The organism is Halodesulfovibrio sp., assembly GCF_015482765.1.
Taxonomy (GTDB): Bacteria; Desulfobacterota; Desulfovibrionia; order Desulfovibrionales; family Desulfovibrionaceae; genus Halodesulfovibrio.
In genome coordinates, this window is sequence record NZ_JADMLB010000067.1 from 1 (window position 1) to 19,099 (window position 19,099).

The 19,099-nt window shown below is 46.5% G+C and carries 17 protein-coding genes; 5 read left to right on the forward strand and 12 right to left on the reverse strand.

Features of this window, described 5'->3' with window-relative positions; all coding sequences use genetic code 11:
• Positions 1-157: 157 nt before the first annotated feature.
• The 7 genes from fabF to QZY95_RS12445 all read right to left on the reverse strand — a co-directional run bounded on the left by fabF (position 158) and on the right by QZY95_RS12445 (position 5,605).
• Positions 158-1,405, reverse strand: a complete 1,248-nt coding sequence (gene fabF, locus QZY95_RS12415) for a beta-ketoacyl-ACP synthase II (protein WP_290923968.1) — start codon at positions 1,403-1,405, stop codon at positions 158-160.
• 171 nt (positions 1,406-1,576) lie between these two features.
• The gene (gene acpP / locus QZY95_RS12420) at positions 1,577-1,807 is read right to left on the reverse strand and encodes an acyl carrier protein (RefSeq protein ID WP_074215034.1); all 231 of its coding nucleotides are present in this window, start codon (positions 1,805-1,807) and stop codon (positions 1,577-1,579) included.
• An 84-nt stretch (positions 1,808-1,891) separates the two neighbouring features.
• The gene (fabG, locus tag QZY95_RS12425; protein WP_290924128.1) at positions 1,892-2,635 is read right to left on the reverse strand and encodes a 3-oxoacyl-[acyl-carrier-protein] reductase; all 744 of its coding nucleotides are present in this window, start codon (positions 2,633-2,635) and stop codon (positions 1,892-1,894) included.
• Between the two features lie 135 nt (positions 2,636-2,770).
• On the reverse strand, positions 2,771-3,760 hold the full coding sequence (locus QZY95_RS12430; protein ID WP_290923972.1) for a beta-ketoacyl-ACP synthase III: 990 nt from the start codon (positions 3,758-3,760) through the stop codon (positions 2,771-2,773).
• Positions 3,761-3,813: 53 nt separating this feature from the next.
• Positions 3,814-4,854, reverse strand: a complete 1,041-nt coding sequence (gene plsX / locus QZY95_RS12435) for a phosphate acyltransferase PlsX (RefSeq protein ID WP_290923975.1) — start codon at positions 4,852-4,854, stop codon at positions 3,814-3,816.
• The gene (gene rpmF / locus QZY95_RS12440) at positions 4,847-5,023 is read right to left on the reverse strand and encodes a 50S ribosomal protein L32 (protein ID WP_020001270.1); all 177 of its coding nucleotides are present in this window, start codon (positions 5,021-5,023) and stop codon (positions 4,847-4,849) included. Before rpmF ends, plsX begins: the two co-directional genes overlap by 8 nt.
• Before the next feature lie 51 nt (positions 5,024-5,074).
• Positions 5,075-5,605 carry a DUF177 domain-containing protein gene (locus QZY95_RS12445; protein ID WP_290923981.1) on the reverse strand — a complete coding sequence of 177 codons (531 nt, stop codon included), beginning with the start codon at positions 5,603-5,605 and terminating at the stop codon, positions 5,075-5,077.
• A 196-nt stretch (positions 5,606-5,801) separates the two neighbouring features.
• Between QZY95_RS12445 and rpmB the strand changes: the two genes are divergently transcribed.
• Together rpmB and QZY95_RS12455 are read left to right on the forward strand one after the other, a co-directional pair.
• On the forward strand, positions 5,802-6,011 hold the full coding sequence (gene rpmB, locus QZY95_RS12450; protein WP_066854980.1) for a 50S ribosomal protein L28: 210 nt from the start codon (positions 5,802-5,804) through the stop codon (positions 6,009-6,011).
• A 419-nt stretch (positions 6,012-6,430) separates the two neighbouring features.
• Complete coding sequence (locus tag QZY95_RS12455) at positions 6,431-6,967, forward strand: FxsA family protein (RefSeq protein ID WP_290923985.1); 537 nt, start codon at positions 6,431-6,433, stop codon at positions 6,965-6,967.
• Positions 6,968-7,034: 67 nt separating this feature from the next.
• Here the strand turns inward: QZY95_RS12455 and QZY95_RS12460 are convergent, their stop codons facing one another.
• Positions 7,035-9,626 (reverse strand): hypothetical protein, encoded by a 2,592-nt coding sequence (locus QZY95_RS12460; RefSeq protein WP_290923988.1) that lies wholly within the window; start codon positions 9,624-9,626, stop codon positions 7,035-7,037.
• Positions 9,627-10,102: 476 nt separating this feature from the next.
• Between QZY95_RS12460 and QZY95_RS12465 the strand changes: the two genes are divergently transcribed.
• A complete protein-coding gene (locus tag QZY95_RS12465) occupies positions 10,103-11,518 on the forward strand; it encodes an MATE family efflux transporter (RefSeq protein WP_290923991.1) in 1,416 nt (471 codons plus the stop codon).
• A gap of 116 nt (positions 11,519-11,634) precedes the next feature.
• Here the strand turns inward: QZY95_RS12465 and QZY95_RS12470 are convergent, their stop codons facing one another.
• Positions 11,635-11,931: an MTH1187 family thiamine-binding protein gene (locus tag QZY95_RS12470; protein WP_290923994.1), complete on the reverse strand. Its 297-nt coding sequence runs from the start codon at positions 11,929-11,931 to the stop codon at positions 11,635-11,637.
• Between the two features lie 189 nt (positions 11,932-12,120).
• On the opposite strand from QZY95_RS12470, the gene QZY95_RS12475 reads away from it, so the two are divergent.
• Positions 12,121-13,074 (forward strand): calcium/sodium antiporter, encoded by a 954-nt coding sequence (locus QZY95_RS12475; protein ID WP_290923996.1) that lies wholly within the window; start codon positions 12,121-12,123, stop codon positions 13,072-13,074.
• Positions 13,075-13,136: 62 nt separating this feature from the next.
• Here QZY95_RS12475 and QZY95_RS12480 read toward each other — a convergent pair whose 3' ends face one another.
• Both QZY95_RS12480 and QZY95_RS12485 read right to left on the reverse strand, forming a co-directional pair.
• A complete protein-coding gene (locus QZY95_RS12480; RefSeq protein ID WP_290923998.1) occupies positions 13,137-13,667 on the reverse strand; it encodes a shikimate kinase in 531 nt (176 codons plus the stop codon).
• A 214-nt stretch (positions 13,668-13,881) separates the two neighbouring features.
• Complete coding sequence (locus tag QZY95_RS12485) at positions 13,882-14,706, reverse strand: nitroreductase family protein (protein ID WP_290923999.1); 825 nt, start codon at positions 14,704-14,706, stop codon at positions 13,882-13,884.
• A gap of 674 nt (positions 14,707-15,380) precedes the next feature.
• On the opposite strand from QZY95_RS12485, the gene QZY95_RS12490 reads away from it, so the two are divergent.
• On the forward strand, positions 15,381-17,540 hold the full coding sequence (locus QZY95_RS12490) for a hypothetical protein (RefSeq protein ID WP_290924001.1): 2,160 nt from the start codon (positions 15,381-15,383) through the stop codon (positions 17,538-17,540).
• A 93-nt stretch (positions 17,541-17,633) separates the two neighbouring features.
• Here the strand turns inward: QZY95_RS12490 and trmFO are convergent, their stop codons facing one another.
• Positions 17,634-18,983 (reverse strand): methylenetetrahydrofolate--tRNA-(uracil(54)-C(5))-methyltransferase (FADH(2)-oxidizing) TrmFO, encoded by a 1,350-nt coding sequence (gene trmFO / locus QZY95_RS12495; protein ID WP_290924003.1) that lies wholly within the window; start codon positions 18,981-18,983, stop codon positions 17,634-17,636.
• Between the last annotated feature and the right edge of the window lie 116 nt (positions 18,984-19,099).

A 19,099-nucleotide genomic window follows, 5' to 3' on the forward strand; every position in this document is an offset into this window, starting at 1 on the left:
TAATTCAAGACCACCGGTCTGACGATCGATCTCTTGAAAAATGGAACGGCCTACTTCGGGATCTTGGATAAAGACTTCATCCATGAGTGATGCCCCTTACGATTTAAATGAGGAAGAAAAAGGGCGTACACAACTACACGTTGCATACGCCCACACATTACCCGTCGAAACGCTTGAACAGCACACTTGCGTTTGTGCCGCCAAAGCCGAAGTTGTTGCTGAGAACGAACTCAGCTTGATACTTCTCTGAACCATTCCCCATGTAGTTCAGATCGCATTCTGGGTCTGGTGATTCTTGGTTTGCGGTTCCCGGAACAATTCCTTTATCAAGCGTCAAGCAGGAGAATACCCCCTCCATGCCGCCAGCAGCACCTAACAGGTGTCCCGTCTGAGATTTGTTCGCAGAGATACGCAGTTTGTACGCATGATCACCAAAGACTTTTTTCATCGCACCCGTCTCTGCCTTGTCATTAAGAGCGGTAGAGGTAGCGTGTGCGTTGATGCAGTCCACAGCATCAGGTGCAATGCCCGCTTCTTCAATAGCGTCGAGCATTGACTGAGCCATTCCTTCGGAATCTTCACGTGGTGCAGTCATATGGAATGCATCACCTGTAGAACCGAAGCCCACAACTTCCGCGTAAATTTTTGCACCGCGGGCTTTTGCAGAATCGTATGATTCGAGAAGGAGCAGACCTGCGCCTTCACCGATGATGAAGCCGGAGCGTTCTGCGTCGAATGGACGGGAAGCTTTAAGCGGCTCATCGTTACGGTTGCTGCAAAGCGCTTTAAGCGCGGTAAAGCCGGATACACCCATTGGGGTGATAGTGGATTCTACACCGCCTGTGATGACAGCATCACAGCGTCCGTATTTAATATCTTCAAATGCGTGTCCGATTGCGTGGGTACCGGATGCACAAGCACTGGTGAATACAAGGTTTGGACCTTTTGCGCCAGTAAAAATAGATACTTGTCCCGGTGCCATGTTTGAAATCAGCATTGGAATCCAGAATGGGCTGATTTTGTTTGGACCGGCGCTTGTGAGTTTTGTGTGGAAGGTTTCGATGGTATTAAGACCACCAAGACCTACACCCAGCATTACGCCCACGCGCTTCGCATTTTCATCGGTAATTTCGTATTCAGAGCTTTCCATGAGCTGTTTTGCACATGCTACGCCGAACTGTACGAAACGGTCCATGCGGCGAGCCTGTTTAGCCGGAATATGGTCAGCTGCATTAAAATCTTTAACTTCGCCTGCAATCTGTGAAGTGAACTCGCTTGCATCGAACTGGGTGATAGGACCGATTCCGGATTCGCCGGCAATCAGTTTCTCCCAGCTTGTGTCAACATCGTTCCCGAGTGGGTTGATGGTGGCAACGCCAGTTACTACTACTCTTTTTTCAGTCATATGCTTCATTCCTGGGAAAAAGTGCGCTGTATAAGAGATCAATTCAACCCGCTTCTCTTCACGTTGCGCCGATGACACTACCTCATTTATGTGTCATCAAAATAAGCGGGTAAGGCGTCTTATGCAGTAATGCACAAGACGCCTGTATATAAAACGCTGTAACAGTGCTGACTACTGCTGTTTAGCAATGTAGTCGTATGCATCCTGAACTTTCAGGATTTTCTGTGCGTCGTCGTCGTCAATTTCAACGCCGAACTCTTCTTCCATAGCCATGATGAGTTCGGTGAGGTCGAGGGAGTCAGCGCCGAGGTCTTCAACGAAAGATGCTTCGTTTTTAACTTCTTCTTCAGATACGCCGAGCTGCTCAATGATGATCTGTTTTACTTTTGCTTCTGCAGACATGGATTCCTCCAACGGATTGTTTCTTTTTGTTATTTTGCCTTCTCAAAGGAAAGCAGTAAAGTTTTATTACGGACAAAGAGTCCGCTAGCAGTACAAGCCGCCATTAACGGCAATAACTTGTCCTGTGATGTAGCCGGCACCATCTGATGCAAGGAAAGCTACTGTATTTGCAATGTCCTCTACGTTGCCCATGCGTTTGAGAGGGATTGCTTTTTCGTAATCACCGCGCACTTTCTCTGGAAGAGCGTCCGTCATATCGGTTTGGATAAAACCAGGGGCAACAGCGTTAACGGTGATATTACGTGCACCGAGTTCTTTTGCCATAGATTTTGTCATACCGATAATACCGGCTTTAGCAGAGCAGTAATTAGCCTGACCAGCGTTGCCCATCTGGCCCACTACGGAAGTGAGGTTGATGATACGGCCGCAGCGCTGTTTGCTCATGATTTTTGCTGCTTCTCTACAAGCAACAAAAGCTCCGCGCAGGTTTACGTTAATGACACGATCGAAATCTTCATTCTTCATACGAAGGAGAAGACCGTCTTTAGTGACACCGGCGTTGTTAACAAGAACATCCAGTTTCACTTTGTCTTTAATTTCTTCTTTAAAAAATGCTGCAATCTCTTCAGGATTGCCAACATCTAATTTGAACGCTTTTGCTTTACCACCGGCAGCTTCAATTGCTGCTGCTACGTTCTGAGCTTCTTCCGGCTTAGAAACGTATGTGAGGTAAACCTGAAATCCGGCTTTACCCAGCTGCTCAGCAATAGATTTTCCAATGCCGCGAGAGCCGCCGGTAACCAGTGCAGTTGAAAGTAAGTCCATAATAATTCGCTTCTGGTTAGGGTGTTAAAAGCAATGCCTTATACCTTAAAGAGAGTATAACTTCAATTCCCAAAACTGGCTGTGTAACATGTAATAATGTTTAGCTTTTAGAAAGAGAAGGGCATTAGTTTCCAGTCTCTATGTTCTCAGAAGTGCTGCGCCCCAGGTGAAACCGCCGCCGAATGTTGTCAGCAGAATGTTTTTACCCGGTTCGAGTAAACCGTCAGCTTTTGCCTGTCCAAGTGCAATAGGAATAGAAGCAGCAGAGGTGTTCCCTACTTTATCTACGTTTACGAACACTCGTTCAGTCGCAATGGTAAGTTTTTTACCGACAGCTTCGATGATGCGCATATTAGCCTGATGAGGAATGAGCATGTCAATATCATCAGGAGTGAGACCGTTGCGTTCCATAAGGTCTTTACACACGCCTACCATGCTGCGGACAGCGTGTTTGAAGACTTCGCGTCCCTGCATCATAATGAAGTGTTCATCTGGAACTGTCTGACCGACTTTGTACGGCAGAGAAGATCCGCCACCGCGGATTGTCAGCAGGTCTCGCAGAGAACCATCAGAGGAAAGTTCGACGTCTACAACAGCAGTAGAATTTTCTGTAGGTGTGGCTGAGATAATGACTGCGCCGGCACCGTCACCGAAAAGAACGCATGTGTTGCGGTCTTCCCAGTTAGTACGGGATGACATAGTCTCACCGCCGCACAGAAGGATGTTTGCATCTTCTTCTGTCTGGACAAGAGAGCTAGCCAGTTTCAGCCCGTATACAAAGCCGGAGCATGCTGCGCTCAAATCGAGAGCCATGCGGCCTTTTAAGCCGATTTTGTCTTCAGTGATGCATGCTGTGTTTGGGCAGTAGGCATCTGGAGTACAGGTCGCCACAAGAATATGAGATAACTCTTCCCGGTTCATCTTCGCATCAGCAAGGGCAACTTCAGCTGCCTGAGAGGTGAGGTCGGAAGTTGACTGACCTTCTGCCACAATGTGGCGCTGCTCAATACCTGTGCGAGTTTTGATCCATTCGTCGCTTGTGTCGACCATCTTTTCGAGGTCGAAGTTGGTTAGAACCTTTTCAGGAACAAATGCTCCGAAGCCCCGGATGTAACATTGCTTTTTCATTGCAGTTTCCGGAAAGCTACAAAGCGGCACAGTAGTACTGCACCGCCTCAGCTTTAGTTCTTAATAGCTCTGCCGAAGCTTGTCAGCTCTTCATTGGCGCTGATTGCTTCAACTAGGCGTTCATTTGTTTTTTTGCGTACGAAAGTAGATGCCATTTTTACGGCATTGAAGATAGCTTTATCATTCGATGCGCCGTGACATACAATCGCGATCCCCTTAAGTCCCAAAACTGGTGCGCCGCCATATTCGGCGTAGTCCACAATTTTTGCAAACTTTTTAAACGCTTTTTTCGCCAGTAATGTTCCTATCTTAGCAATTGTACTTGACATCAACTGTCGTTTTAACAGCCGGCTCATTGAGGTGCTGAGACCTTCACTGAGCTTCAAGGCCACGTTGCCTACAAAACCGTCGCAGACAACAACGTCAACTTCACCTGTAAAGAGGTCACGTCCCTCAACGTTCCCCAGGAAGTTAATGTCGTTTGTCAGTTTGAACAGGTCGTAGGCTTCTTTTACCTGAACGTTGCCTTTCCCTTCTTCTTCACCGATGGAAAGAAGGCCGATTCGTGGAGATTCATACTCCAGAAGGTCACGGGCAAAGGCGTTGGCCATAAGGCCGAACTGGAACAGGTGCTGAGGCTTACAATCTACGTTGGCTCCTACATCAAGAAGAACGATAGGGTTCTTCTCTGTAGGCATTACGCTCGCTAGGGCAGGGCGTTCTACGCCGGCAATGCGTCCAATAATAAACATGCCGCACGCAACTGTGGCACCGGAGTTACCGGCGCTGACGATGCCGTCAGCTTTGCCTTCTTTTACAAGGCGGCATGCAACTTGGATAGATGCATTTTTTTTGCGACGAAGAATATCGGAAGGCTTCTCGTCCATCCCTGCCACCTCGTCGGTGTGCACTACTTCATAGGCCACCCCGTTAAGGGGTAGCCTATCGAGTTCGGCATTAATCAGCTTCTCGTTACCGACAAGGATGACTTTGATACCGAAGGTGCGAGCAGCCTTGATAGCACCTGGGACGTTAACGGACGGGCCAATGTCACCGCCCATTGCGTCCACGGCTATAACGGGAATGCTATGCATCGTCCTTACTGATCTGACGACCGTTGTAAGTGCCACAAGCTGCACAAACGCGGTGTGGAAGCGCTGCTTCGCCGCATTCGCAGTATACTACGGAAGGTACAGCCACACGGTGGTGGGAGCGACGCATGCCCTTACGGGACTTAGATTTTCTTTTCTGTGCTACAGCCATGACAGACCTCTCTTTAATCTGCTTTCGAACGAATTCCGAAAGACGTAATCGTTATTTATTCACTTTAAGGTTCCGAAGAACCGCAAAGCGAGGATCGAGTGTTGAATCTTCACACTCGCATTTTCCAGTGTTTAAGTCTTTGCCGCACTCAGCGCAAAGACCCTTACAGTCTTCCTTGCATAAGGGTTTGACCGGAAGGGCGATGACAAATTCTTCCCAAAGTACACTTGCAATCTCAATTTCGATTCCAGTACTTTCGTTTGCGATGCGAACATTAGGTTCGGTATCGTCCGAACTTAGCTCTTCGTCAAGCATGAATACTTCATCAAAATTTTGATTGATGGTAATGGTTGCGTCTTGAGTACAACGGTTGCATGGCAGATTAACAGTACCTGTCAGGCTGCCGTGCAAAATACATCCCTGCTCTTGAGGGATGAGGAATAAACGGGCTGCAAACTCTTCCTTAATAGTGTAGGGAAGAGCGAACTCATCAATGGGACCTTGCCATATGGACTGGTCGTTGATGATTATTTCCTTGCCTTCAGGAGGCAGATCCTTGATTGCTAGCCAAAGTTGTTTCATATTGATGTCCTCTTGCGGAAGGGGATTTCTACATGCGACAGTGTTTGTTTGTCAAGAAAAGGGTTGCCTTTTTTGTATCGAGGGTATAATACACCCATCTCTTTGCTTGCGCAGTTGCAGTAAAACTTTTAGAGAAGTTCTGCCCGCGTGACAATAAAAGCAATAAATTTTTTTCTTTAATATACGGAGAATCGCCATGGCTAAAGAATGTGCTATTTGCGGTAAAGGCCCACAGGTCGGTAACAATGTTTCTCACTCACACATCAAAACCAAACGTCGTTTTCTGCCTAACCTCCAGCGTGTACGTCATCAGTTCCCTACTGGTCAGGTAAAATCTATCAACGTTTGCACCCGTTGTCTGCGCTCTGGCGCTGTTGTGAAGCCTGTAGCAACTAAGAGTGCTTAAGCTTTTTCGGCGATCCAGATTGGACAAGAAAAGAAAAAATCTCATCAGCAATGATGAGATTTTTTTTTATCAAAAAAATATTTCAAGCATTCCCTCCTTATATAATCTGCTCTGTTTTTCGCATTAGCCTCTTTACTAATCAGTGCAGATAGTGAAATCTGTTTTCATAGATTCTATCAAATTACTATAATTTTGCAGTATGCTACTTTTTACATATGCCTGCTTTGTTTTTTGAGCGCAGGTATTAGTATGTGTACAGGGCAGCAAGTGGTGGTGACTTGTTGCATAATTCCTGTATATTAGAGTAGACCGTTCTGTTTAGGTGGGGGCGTAGCCATAAAAAACCTTGTCATCTCTTACAGAATGACTAGTTGTTCATGGTACGGATAGATTGCTTAGAACTTGAAGGGCACAACAATATGTTTGGAAGATTATTTTTACTGTTTACACTTATTCCGATTATTGAATTATATACGCTGGTTTCTGTAGGCTCTGTCATTGGCGGGTTGCCTACAATCGGAATTGTGATTCTTACCGGTATTGCCGGTGCGTGGCTTGCCCGCATGGAAGGCTTTAATACCATGCAGAAGGTTCGCCAGTCTCTGAATGAGGGACAGGTGCCTGCTGATGAAATGGTGGAAGCGTTACTCATCCTTGTTGCCGGCTTGCTGCTTCTTACACCGGGATTTGTGACTGACTTTGCCGGTCTTGCTATGTTGCTTCCATTTACAAGAAAGCCGCTGGCACGATGGATGCGTAAGCAGTTTAATGCAGCTGCTGTTCGTAGCGCAGGTCAGAACCATGCTGGATTTACCTATTACACATGGCACTCCTCTGGTGGTCAGCAGAAAGATGAACAGACCGTTTTTACTGAAATAAAAAACGATGAAAAAAATCAGACTCCTCGGCAGGCAATAGTGATCGATTGTGAGCCGGTTGATGACGACAAGAAGTAGACCTGAACAAACGAAAACGCTCTTCACAGATGTGAAGAGCGTTTTTTTTTTGTCTGGTAAGTATCAGTTAGTTAGCTGGAATGGTGAGATCTGTTGTTACAGGGCTGACCATAGCGGCTTTCGGCTGTGCTGCGTCGGGTGAAGTTGCTGTTGTGCTGTTGTCATTCAGTGGTTCACGAAGCGGTGCCGGATCTTCTTCATTGTCAGTTTGCGGTGCATCTAACGTTGGTTCGTTTTGAACTGGAGGAGTTGTTTCCGGCTCATTTACAGTCGGCTGTTCATCAGTTGCCGGAGGTGTCATATTTTCCGGCTGAGGTTCTGTAGAGTCTTGAGGCATGTATCTGGTGGATCGTTTTTCCTGTATTGCAAGCACAAATCCTTTTCCCAGATGAGGAATTGCTGCACCCTGCCGGCCTACTAATTCCAGAGATTCCGGTTTTGTGAGCCAGTTTTCCCACTCTGCGGCAGTCATAATGAGTACAACATTCTTGTTTGCGTTCAAAAGTGTTGTGAGCGAGTGGAGATCAAATGCGTGAGTGATAGGTTTTTCGACATAGTATGCGAATGGGGCAGGGTCAGTGTTGTACACGACCGGTACAAAATCTTTAGCTGCGTATTCTTCCATAGTCACGGAGATATCTTTTGTTGAGATGAAGCTGTTAATTGCAGGCGCAGACATAATGAAAAGCGGCTGCAACAACAGTGTCATAACGACTGTGATACCGACAATGCCGAGTCGGCTGTTGAGCGGGAATTTGATCCAGAAAATACCGGCAGCGGCTAACAGGATGGCAGACATGTACATCCAGCCGTCAATGGCGAATGGAACAACATCGGTAAAGTTTACAAGACCAATGAGACCTGCTCCTGCACCAAGGAAGAGAACAGCAAGGAGTCTGTAGAATATTTTGCTGCGTAATGGTGAGAAGTTGCTGATAGCCCGTGCTGCAAGAATTGCCAGCTGCGGGAGCAGTACGAGAAGCCAGACTGGTGTCATGTAGTCCAGCACACAGTAGAGTGCACAGGTTAAAACGGCTGAGAGCCATAGGTAGGCAATGCCGATGAATTCAGGATTTCTTGTGGCCAGAATGTTTTTGTACAGTGAGATGCTGAAAAGTTTTGTCCATGGGAGAAGGAGAATAACAATAAGCCATGGCAGTAAAAGGAATGGCAGCATTGCAAGCATATGCCACCAGTATGGGAGGTGGTTTAATGCGCCTTCAAATGGTGCTGCAAGGATGTTTGGTACAAGGTTTAAGAGATATTCCGGCTGCACTGCAAAATATACATATGCAAACCAGCTGAGTACGATTGAAAGGTAGATTCCGAACCCGCCGGCTACATCCCATTCGCCGAAACGTGTCGGGCGTTTTCTCCAGCAGGAAACAAAAATAATGCTGAACAGCGGCAGGAAGAGTCCCGGGAAGCCTCCGGTAAGTGTTGCCGCAGCAGCACAGATAAAGCCTATAAGAAGCCAGAAGAAAGAGCGTTGACGCTTCCAGCCCATGACGAAGGCTGCATGCGCAAATGTTACCAGTGCTGCAAAGAGTGTTTCCAATCCGTTGATTTGCATAGTTACAGCAGGAAGGAATGCAGCCATGACAAGCAGACCAGAGGTCAGGCTTGTTTTTTTACTGATTCCGGCTGCCCGCGAGAACAGGTAGGTGGAAAGAACAAAAAGCATGCTGCTGATAACGGTAGCGGCTTTAACTGCAAAGGTGAGGGCTACGTCAGGAATCAGTGCCACAGCGCTTGTGAACCAGAAGTATAGTGGCATTGCACCGCTGTACGGTTTTCCGTCCAGCATAGGAGTCAGCCAGTTGGAAGCTGCAAGCGTATCTTTTACTACAGCGGCAGTCTGAGTTTCCTGAAGTGGCCAGAGGTCACGGAAGAAAAGGGCGATACCGCCTTGTAATGCCGCAAAAGCAAGCAATGTGACACATGGGAGTAGGGAAAGAAGCGTAAGAGTTTTGCTTTCCGGAGCGACATCCGGAAGTGGTTCCTTCGGCTTTTTCTCTTTCTTTTGTTTCTTTTCTTTTGGAGGCACTTCAGCTGAAACCGTACCGTGGTGCGGTTTTTCTTTTTCAAGAGTCTCTGAATCAGCCGGTTCAGGATCTGGGTAAATTTTCTCTGTGCGTGTTCCGCCAAAGCGACTGCTGACTTTTGATGCTGCGGCAGCAACTATCAATTCATCATCTGTGTCGTTTGTGTCATCATCGGAAATGGTGTCGGAAATAGGTTCGTCAGTGTCCTGCTCTTTAGCAGAATCAACCGGAGACGCATCTGTGCTTTCAGTTGACTCTGTATAGTCAACCTCGGAAGGGACTATCGTCTCTGATTCTTCTTGAGGAGGTTCTTCCTCAGAAGTAATTGATGCTGGCTCTTCGCTCTCTATAGAAGAGTGCTCTTCGGTAGCAGGAAGCTCTGGCGATTCAGTATATTCAGACCAAGCGATTTCGCTGTCTTGTTTTTGTTCAGCGGACTCTTCTTCAGCAGGTATAATTTCTTCTGAAGGAGTTTCATCGAGAGGCGTTTCCTCTTCACTGGTCTGAGTGGGAACAGAAGACTCCGCAGCCTTTTCAGGCGGGGCTTCCGAGGTATTGTCTTCGGTGCGTTTCGGGTTTTCTTGTGACTTTGTAGGATCAGAAACGTCGCTCATGGTATATCCTGTATGGTTGAGTAGCTTCAAAAAAACTAGGTTGTGCATTCAAAGTTAGCATAAAATAAGCTTGATTGGATGAGAAACTCAAGAAAATACTAGGGTTAAAATGCATCCAAGAAAAAATGAACACACGTTTACTTTTCATACACGGATAACATGCCGTGTTGAAAGGATAAACTTTTGAATGCATCTTTTTCTTGTAAAATAAAAATTGCTTGCGTAGAACGTGTCTTCTTATTTCAATAAAAATTGATTTTGTTAGTTCAATTTTTATTGATTCAACTAGTTGAATCAAATTTGATGTAAGGAATGCTGTGCCCTGATTTGTACAAAGCGACGAGGCATAAAATTCTGTCTTGTGCTTTGTTTCGGGTATGAGTATTCGTTTCGCAACATATAGTTATTACGTCCTGTTTATATGTGGCTTTGTTGGATTGCCTCTATATTCAGGGGATTACCTCAGGAGTTTGTAAATGTTATCTCGTTTGAAAAGACGCTGGAAAGAACCGTTCGGGTATCGTGATGTTCTTAATGTCGGATTGCCGCTTGTTGTAAGCTTAGGCTCCACAACTGCAATGGAATTTACCGACCGTATTTTTCTTAGTAATTATTCACTGATATCTATTGCTGCTGCTTTGCCTGCTGCGATGGTCAATCTGGTGTTCTTGTTGTTTGCCTTGGGTATTTCTGCCTATAGCTCTGTATTTATTGCTCAATATTACGGGGCATGTAAGTGCAAAAAGATCGGCTCCGTTGTTTGGCAGGCAATTTATTTTTGCTGCGTTGCGTGGGTGTTGCTTGCCTCGCTGGCATTATTTGCTGAACCGTTTTTTGCCTTTGTAGGCCATGCGCCGGAAGTACAGCGTGAAGAAGTGATTTACTTCTCTATCCTTACTGTCGGTTCAGGATGTGCGCTGGTAGCCAATGCTATCGGTTGTTTCTTTACCGGCTTAGGGCAGACGCGTCCTAACATGGTGGTTAACATTATCGCCGTGATTATCAATATTCCTCTCGATTACATGCTTATTAACGGTGTGTGGATTTTTCCTGAGATGGGTATTGCAGGTGCAGGGATTGCAACAGTTTCTTCATGGGCTATGCAGATTGTTATGTATGCATGGCTGGTGTTTACCAAGAAGAATGATGAAACATATCATGTTATCCGTTCATGGCGTTTCAACAAGGACTTGTTTGTTCGCATGATGCGCTACGGTGTTCCAAGCGGTGTGAACAACTTCTTTGATGTTTTTGCCTTTACCGTATTTATTATGGTTATCGGCCGACTGGGTGAAACAGAGCTTGCGGCTTCAAACATTGTATTGTCTATCAACTCCTTGGCTTTTCTTCCGGTTGTGGGGCTGAATATTGCAGCTTCTATTCTGGTTGGTCAGGCTATGGGGAAAAACAACGTTGGTCAGGCTACTGTAGCTGCGCACAGCGTATTGCATGTGGCGTTGGTCTGGATGGGAACATTCGGCGCGATCTTTGTGTTATTCCCGTATGAATTGACTTCGCTTTTTAAGCCGGCAGATCTTTCTGCTGCGGATTTCACACAGATTCAGGCAACATGTCAGATTCTGTTGGCGTATGTTGCTCTCTTCTGCATTCAGGATGCGATTGCTCTGATCTTCTTCGGTTCCTTGAAAGGAGCCGGTGATACGATGTATGTAATGTGGGCAATTGCCATCTGCGCAACCCTGTGTCTTGGTGTGCCGGTATTCATCGGACGCTTTGTCTTTGATGCAGGCTTACATGTGCTGTGGGGCATGCTTATTGTGTACGTATGTACTCTTGCAATTGCAGCCTTCAGTCGATTCCGCGGCGGCAAGTGGATGAGTATTCAGATGATCGAAAAAGAACACGGTGCATGTTCCGAAGAGGGACAGTAATCTACAGCCGTTGTTCTTGTTAGGCGTCAGAGACGTGTTCTCTTCCATGACGAAAACAAAGCCGAGTGTCAGACAATTCTGATACTCGGCTTTTATATTCACGACGGGAAAAGCGGCTACGCCATTTTTGCTGCCACGGATTCCGTTTTACCTTTCAATCCGCCTGTTCGCCCTTTGCGGGCATCTACTTTCAGTGTGAGGTAGATTCTGTCACAGTCCTGTTCCAGCTCTTTGTAGCAGGCGGAGACTGTCTGCATAACGTCGTCCCATTCTCCCTCTATTGTCGTTCCCATCGGTCCGAAATCGTAGGCCAGGCCGCTTGCTTTAATGACTGTTACAACACGGGCGACATAGGGGCTCATGCTGACGCCTTTATCCATCGGGAAAATTGAAAGTTCTGCTATCACAGACATGGTATATCCTTTTGAGTAGAGTTAACGTGTGTAGGGTAGAATACGCTTGCATGGAGTATTCTTCAACTCTCGAAAGGATAGAATTATACCCAAATGCTAGACAACTGAGGGAACTCATCTTACACCACCTCTTTGTTTTGCAACGTGTTTTTCCAACTGGGCTTACTAACTTTTTTATCAGGTAACTACATGCTTTTATATATTGCGTACCTTTTTGCTGGCGGGCTTCTTCTTTGGAAAGGAGCTGACTGGGTTGTGGATGCTGCTTCAGCTATCGCTCGACGTTTCGGCATTTCTGAACTTGTAATCGGGTTGACGATTGTTGCAATGGGAACCAGTCTGCCGGAGTTTCTGGTAACATTAACTGCCGCATTGAAAGGGATTCCATCCATTTCGTTCGCGAACATAGTTGGTTCAAATATTTTTAATCTAGGGATTATTCTTGGCGCTGTTGCGATGATTAAAAGTGTTTCCGGTAGCAAGGCGCTTATTCTTCGTGATATTCCAATTCTCTTCGGTGTTGAGCTTTTTACACGCCTTGCTGTTTCTCAGGGGTATCTTGAGCGTTGGAGCGGCGTTATCTTAACCACCGTCTTTGTGGGCTATCTGGTCTGGATGTATTTCCGCTGTAAAAAGCCGGCTTCCGGTGAAGGAACCGCGTTGTGTGATGCTCCCGGTGAAGGCGAAGCTGCTACCCTTAAAGATTATCTACTTCTTCCGCTTGGGCTTCTTGCTGTAAGTTTCGGCAGTCAGTTTGTTGTGGATGGAGCATCAGGCGTTGCACGAGTTTTCGGTTTGAGCGAGTGGTTTATTGGTGTGACTATTGTTGCAGCAGGAACTTCGCTTCCTGAACTTGTGACGTGTCTTGCTGCTTCTATGAAGGGCAAAAATGATATGATTCTGGGGAACCTTGTCGGCAGTGACTTTTTCAACTTTGCCGGTGTACTCGGAATTACAGCCTTGATTAAACCTCTGGCAGTAAGACCGGGTGAGCTTTTGAATATGAGTCTTGCTGTCGGCGTTGTGGCGCTGCTGTGGCTGATTATTCGAATGCGCGGCAAAGTAGGGCGAAATGAAGGGCTGCTGCTGTTCTCGGTCGGTATCGGGCGTTGGTTGCTGGAGATTTGGCGGGGCGCAATGTAAAGAAAATATGAAGCGGGTGGATCATTTGATCCACCCGCTTTTTTTATTGAAAGAAGAAAAGGCTAGAGGAGTCCGAGCGGTTCCAGCACGTTTTCAATGAGATCTTCAGGCTCTTTCCAGCCATGGAGAATGAAATGGAGCGAAGCGAGCATGTGTGGCTCAAGCTCAGAAAAATCTGCGCCCAGTGTTTCGCGTCCCTGTTCAGCATCAAGACCCAGATTATGGGCAAGGTGCAGAAGTTCCGTCATGAGGTAGAATACCTTCCCATGGTTGCGCAGGGCGTTGCGTACGTCTTCATTACGGATTGCAGATTGTGGAACAACAATGATTGATCCTTTCTGCTGGCAGAGAGTCTGCAATGCATCCAAAGATGGAATTTCGTCCGGTGCCTGCACGCTCATGCTGAGTTTGTCTGAAAGCAGTTCAGCGAGTGTATGCCGTTTGCTTCCGGTAAAACCGATCAGGAAAATGATACCGTCCTCAGGGGAAAAGGTATCCAGCTCTGTTTTTTTGCCGAAGGTCATGGTTGCGTCTGCATCCTCAACTTCCGCTTTATCTTTGAGAAAATGATTTGTGCCGTTTATAACTGCCATTGTATCTACTCCGGTTGTAACGCATTCTGTATCAGTTGATGACAACCTTGCGCATTGTTGCGTGTTTCAAAACGTTCAGAATTGTTCGTACGCTTATGCTTGTTGGCGCAGAATTTTTTTGTTCTGCGCTGTGCAAGGGGGGCAATCTAATAAAAATGACTTTGTAACAGTCGTTACGTTGTTCTTACGGGCATACAGTTGGCTTCTATGACGGTTACAACCAGTTGACGGGTAACTTTTTGCGCATTGGTATCCGTGGATAGGTGAATTTAGGGTAACCGAGCATATGGCCGCCACAGCAAACGTGGTTTTCTTGCAGCCCTAACTTTTCTCTTAGCGGCATATAATCATTGGCACAATAGGTAAAAAATCCGGCAAAGCAGGCTCCGACTCCGCGTGAATGGGCTGCCAACTCCAGATAGGAAAGGGCAATAGCGCTGTCTGTGTCGTGCCATGTTTTATTTTTATCCATGTAGGAAATTGCAAGATGCGGTGCGCCGCGAAGGATGAGATCCTGTCCTTTTTTCCATCCGGCAATAAGTCCTGCTACGCTGTATTTCTTAGCAAGCTCACGGTTGTTTTTGCGCAGTTCCATCATCCATTCGATGGTCATTTCAGCCATCTCGCGTACTGATTCCGGAGATTCGACCATTACCCACTGAACCGGCTGTTTGTGGCTTGCTGATGGAGCATAGTTTGTAAGATCAACAATCGCCTGAAGTGTGTCATGTTCTACGGGCTTAGATTTAAAAGAGCGGATGGAACGGCGGGTGCGCATAAACTGGTCCGCTTGCTCTGATGAAATAGACAGAGATGAATCAACCTGAAGAAAATGATCGTTAGGCATTGGTTCGAGCTGGACACAGTCTACCGGACAGGCAGCTACACAGTGCCCGCATTGAAGGCAGGCAGCTTCAGCACCGATACGCATTTTGGGAAAACCAGTTTCTTTATCTTTCAGGAGAAGTTTATTGGGGCACACTTCTGCACAGATGAAGCATTTTTTACATTTTGTTTGATCTATAGAATAAAAAGACATGGATTATCCTTGGTTGCGTTAATAAAAACACTTCGTGTTTAGTGCACGAAAAAAGTATGTATCACAACAGGATGTGTACATGGCATCTTGAAAGCCTGAAAGTTCTCGTGCTAATGAATGCAGGGTGTCAGGAAGGACACTTGATTGGCGGAAGAATAGTACTATTCACGAAGCAGACTGGTTGATTGAACAATATTTTTGCATTCTGTAAAGGAAAAAATAGCATCACTCTTTTCCCTTACTCTTATTACTTTGATTTGTTGTGTTGAAGAGTAATTATTTCAGCACAGTGTTTTTTGCTGTTATTTTTTGTTGCATGATTCGCATCTAAAGCACTTGCCTGTTCGTTAATTTGCGAGCAATGTATGCGACGGTTGATATCGGGTATCGTTTTTTCTTGTTTTCAATCAACAGCCCTGAACATGTGCATACGTAGAATACAGTGCTCTGAGTGCTTATCTACCTGTTATTTTGACTTGTTAATTTTTTTGTAGCGTGTCGGGGAGAAGAGGGCTTCGCGGGTAGCGTTGCCGTTTTGTGAATGAGTTGAATGGATTTTTTATATGACTGTCATTACCGCAAATACTGAGATGTTGAATACGTGTTATTTGCGTGTGGTATTTAGATAACAGCATCTTACGCTCCGGCGTATGTGGTGTGGAGTTTTTGCCCATATGAAAAAAAAGATATTGTTGCTTGTTGCTCTTTTCTGCATGGTCTCAGGTTGTACCCCTCCGGGGCTTGTCCGCTCTCAAAAACCTTCTGATTTATCTATGGAAACAGAGGTGATGGGCAGGGCGAATCCGGGATATGTCCAGTGGTTGGAAAAGCAGGCAATGCTGACAAATTCTGAAAAGCTTTCCAGTGTTGTTTCCGGCACAAATTTATTCTGGCTTGGCCCTTATGAAAAGCCCCGTGTTGATATGATGCTTAATCTGGCTCCGGTTTGGGTAACCTTTGACGCAGCCCGTACGCTGCCGTCCGGTACCGGAACAGTGGTTTCTGCCTTGCAGAGCGAAGGATTTCTCAAAACGATGAAGAGTTTGGGAGTTCGTGGCATTCATATCCGCTCAATGCGTGAAAGCGGCGCTATCTGGGGAAGTCCTACAGAGCAGCGTCAGCTTGGTGATGATACGGTGAGTTACCTTTTCTCAAAAGGATTTGGTGACGAACGCGGGTTTAATGAGTTTTTACGCAAAGCCAATAAACATGGAATGATAGTCGGGGATGCTACTATTCCTTTTGCAACAGGACGAGGAGCAGACTACTTTTTAAGCGCACGCGGTGTAGAATCATACAAGGGATTATATTGTATGGTTGAGGTGCCTCGGGAGTATTGGAAGCATCTTCCACAGATTGAAACCAGAACCCGTGCAGTGCCTGTAGATGATGCTGCGTTAAAGACGTTGCGCGGTGCGCGGATTTTACCGCCTCCTTTAGTTCGTGAATCGCTAACGCTTTCTGTGATTCCTTTGAACTGGTATGCAACTGATGTTGTGCAGGGACTGGATGGAAACGGCCGTCGATTTGTTTATTTGGGATATGGTTCGGAATCTCGTCCTGTATTGAACTGGAATGATCCTTCAAAGTCTGCGCGTCGTGTTATTTCCGGTTCTTTGATTCAGGAAATAGGCATGCTTCATGCGGCTATGACCAGTGTGAGTGTAGCGCCTTTATACGGACTTGAACCTGCATACCCGAATGCCGCAACATCCGGCTTTGGTGTTGGTGATACTGCTGTTCAGGCTGCACGAGACATTGCACAGGAAGCTCGACGGTATGGTGGTTGGACATTCCTTGAAGATAACCTGCCGTTACCGGATCTTAAGGCTGCAACTGAAGGCGGCGTTGATTTTGTGGTAAACCATGCGCTGGCAACGTCTGCTGAATATGCCTATGCAACCGGTGATGCCACATTGCTTGCGCAGACGTTGTTTACGACGTTGCAGATGGGGATAGATCAGAAACGCTTTATTCACCGTATTCAACCGGAACCGTATATTAACTTTTCATTTCCATTCATGGCGAATCCTCAGCAGAAGAACAATACCGCAATGCGAAAACGGTACTTGGATACTGTTCGAGGAAAACTCGCAACAACCGGTGGGGATGTCTATTTTTCCGGAGACAAGCTCTACCTGACTCCTGCTGGTTTTGTTGCTTCTGTTCAAGGGATACGCAAATTACGGAATTTGACAGATGAGCAGCGGACAGCAGTGACTTCCGGTCTTACTTTGCTCGGGCATACTCAGGCAATGCAACCCGGTATTTTTATGCTTTCAGCGGATGAATTGCTCGGCATATTGCCCCTTAAAGCCGGTTTGCTTGATTACGTGACAGAAGAAGATGCATTACGGCAGAATGTTGCCGGCGGGTATGATATTACATCCCGTGGCGGTACTAACATTCTTACAGAAATTGGTTTGCCGAAGGCTCAAACTGTCTTTGATGATTTAGATTCAGATGTGCGGATGGCGGAATCTTTCGCCGGAAATATGCGCCGGTTAATTAAACTGCGTAATGCTCTCGGAATGCAGAATGCTCGAGTTGTTCAACTGCCTAAAGTGAAGAACAAGGGTGTACTTATTCAGGTATTCCAGTTGCCTCCGGATAACAGTCTAAAAGCACTGGCGGCGGTAAATGTAATTAACTTTGGTGAGACTGAAGCGACTGAAACCTTTTCTTTATTGCAACGAGTCGCTTCCGGCGACGTTCTTCTAGAGGAAGGAATTACAGGTGAAGTTATTTCCGGAGCTGCTAATCAGCTTTCGGTTACTGTACCTGCCCGTACTGCACAGACATATATTGTAAAGAGTGGCACAGTAGCTGAGTAGTTGGCTTAAGGTTTTGAAGAGGCGAACCGTGTTACGGGCTGCCCTCTATAAATAAAAATAAAAAAGCGTGGTTCATATGAACCACGCTTTTTTTTATAAACAACAATCTTCGAGAGTTTCTTTCTGTTCTTCGAGCCACGCAGTGAATTTTTCACGGGCACGTTGTGCATACAATGCTTTACGTTCCTTTTTACGAGCTTTGCGGTTCAGTGCCGGAGTAAGACCGAACTGAACGTTGGCAGGCTGGAAGTTTTTCTGCTCTGTACGCAAGTGCGTAAGAAGACCGCCGAGGCATGTTTCCGCAGGAGGTTCTGCAAGCTCAAGCTTTTTGGCTTTTGCCGCAAGCATGGTGCCTAACCACAGACCACAAGCCGCAGACTCAACGTAGCCTTCTACACCGGTAATCTGTCCTGCGAGGAAGATGTTTGGGCGGCTGTTGAGAGCCAGTTCTTCAGTCAGTGTTTTTGGCGCATTCACATACGTGTTGCGGTGGACACTGCCGTAACGGACGAACTCAGCATTTTCGAGACCGGGAATCATACGGAAGATACGATCCTGCTCTTTGTACTTGAGCTTTGTCTGACAGCCAACGAGGTTGAACATGGATTTGTTCAAGTTCTCTGTACGCAGCTGAACCAGAGCAAAAGGACGTTCTCCTGTACGCGGGTCGGTGAAGCCGACCGGCTTAAAAGAACCGAATGCCAGAGTCATTTCGCCGCGTTCTGCCAGCGCTTCAATCGGCATGCACCCTTCAAAGTGAATTTCTTTTTCAAAATCTTTGGTAGGAGCTTTTTCTCCGGCAATCAGAGCTTCACGAAGAGCATGGTATTCTTCTTCATTCAGGGCGCAGTTCAGGTAGTCCTTGTCTTCAGGATTGTAGCGGGAACCCCAGAATGCGATATCCATGTTAATGGATTCAGCTGAAATAATCGGTGCAATTGCATCGTAGAAGTAGAGATGTGTTGCATCGATAGTTGCTGCTAAGGAGTCGCTCAGTGCGTTGCTGGCAAGTGGACCTGCTGCAAGAACAATGGCGTCAAATTCTGCAAGTTCTTCAGCATCAAGCGATGTAATTTCTTTGTGAATGAGGGTGATGTTTTCATCCTCATTGATGGCTTTCGTAATGTAGTCGCTGAATAACTCACGGTTAACAGCTAAAGCTTTACCGGCAGGAACGCGGGTTGCTTCCGCAGCTTCAAGTACGAGGCTGTCGAGTTCACGCATTTCCTGTTTCAGGATACCGACAGCAGCATCAGGCTGGTCGGAGCGGAAGGAGTTTGAGCATACAAGCTCTGCAAGTCCTTCGTAGCTGTGTGCCGGAGAGTACTGCTCCGGTTTCATTTCAAATATAGTAACGGCAACGCCTGCTCTGGAGAGCTTGCGGGCACATTCGCAGCCTGCAAGGCCGCCGCCGATGATAGCAATCTTGGATAGTTCTGACACAGAAGCCTCCTATGGGAATGTGCGTCAAATAGACCATTGGCTTCAGTTTAGCAACTGTTTTGAAAAGGGCGAAGGTGCTGTGTGCACCTTCGCCCTATATATAATGATATGAAATT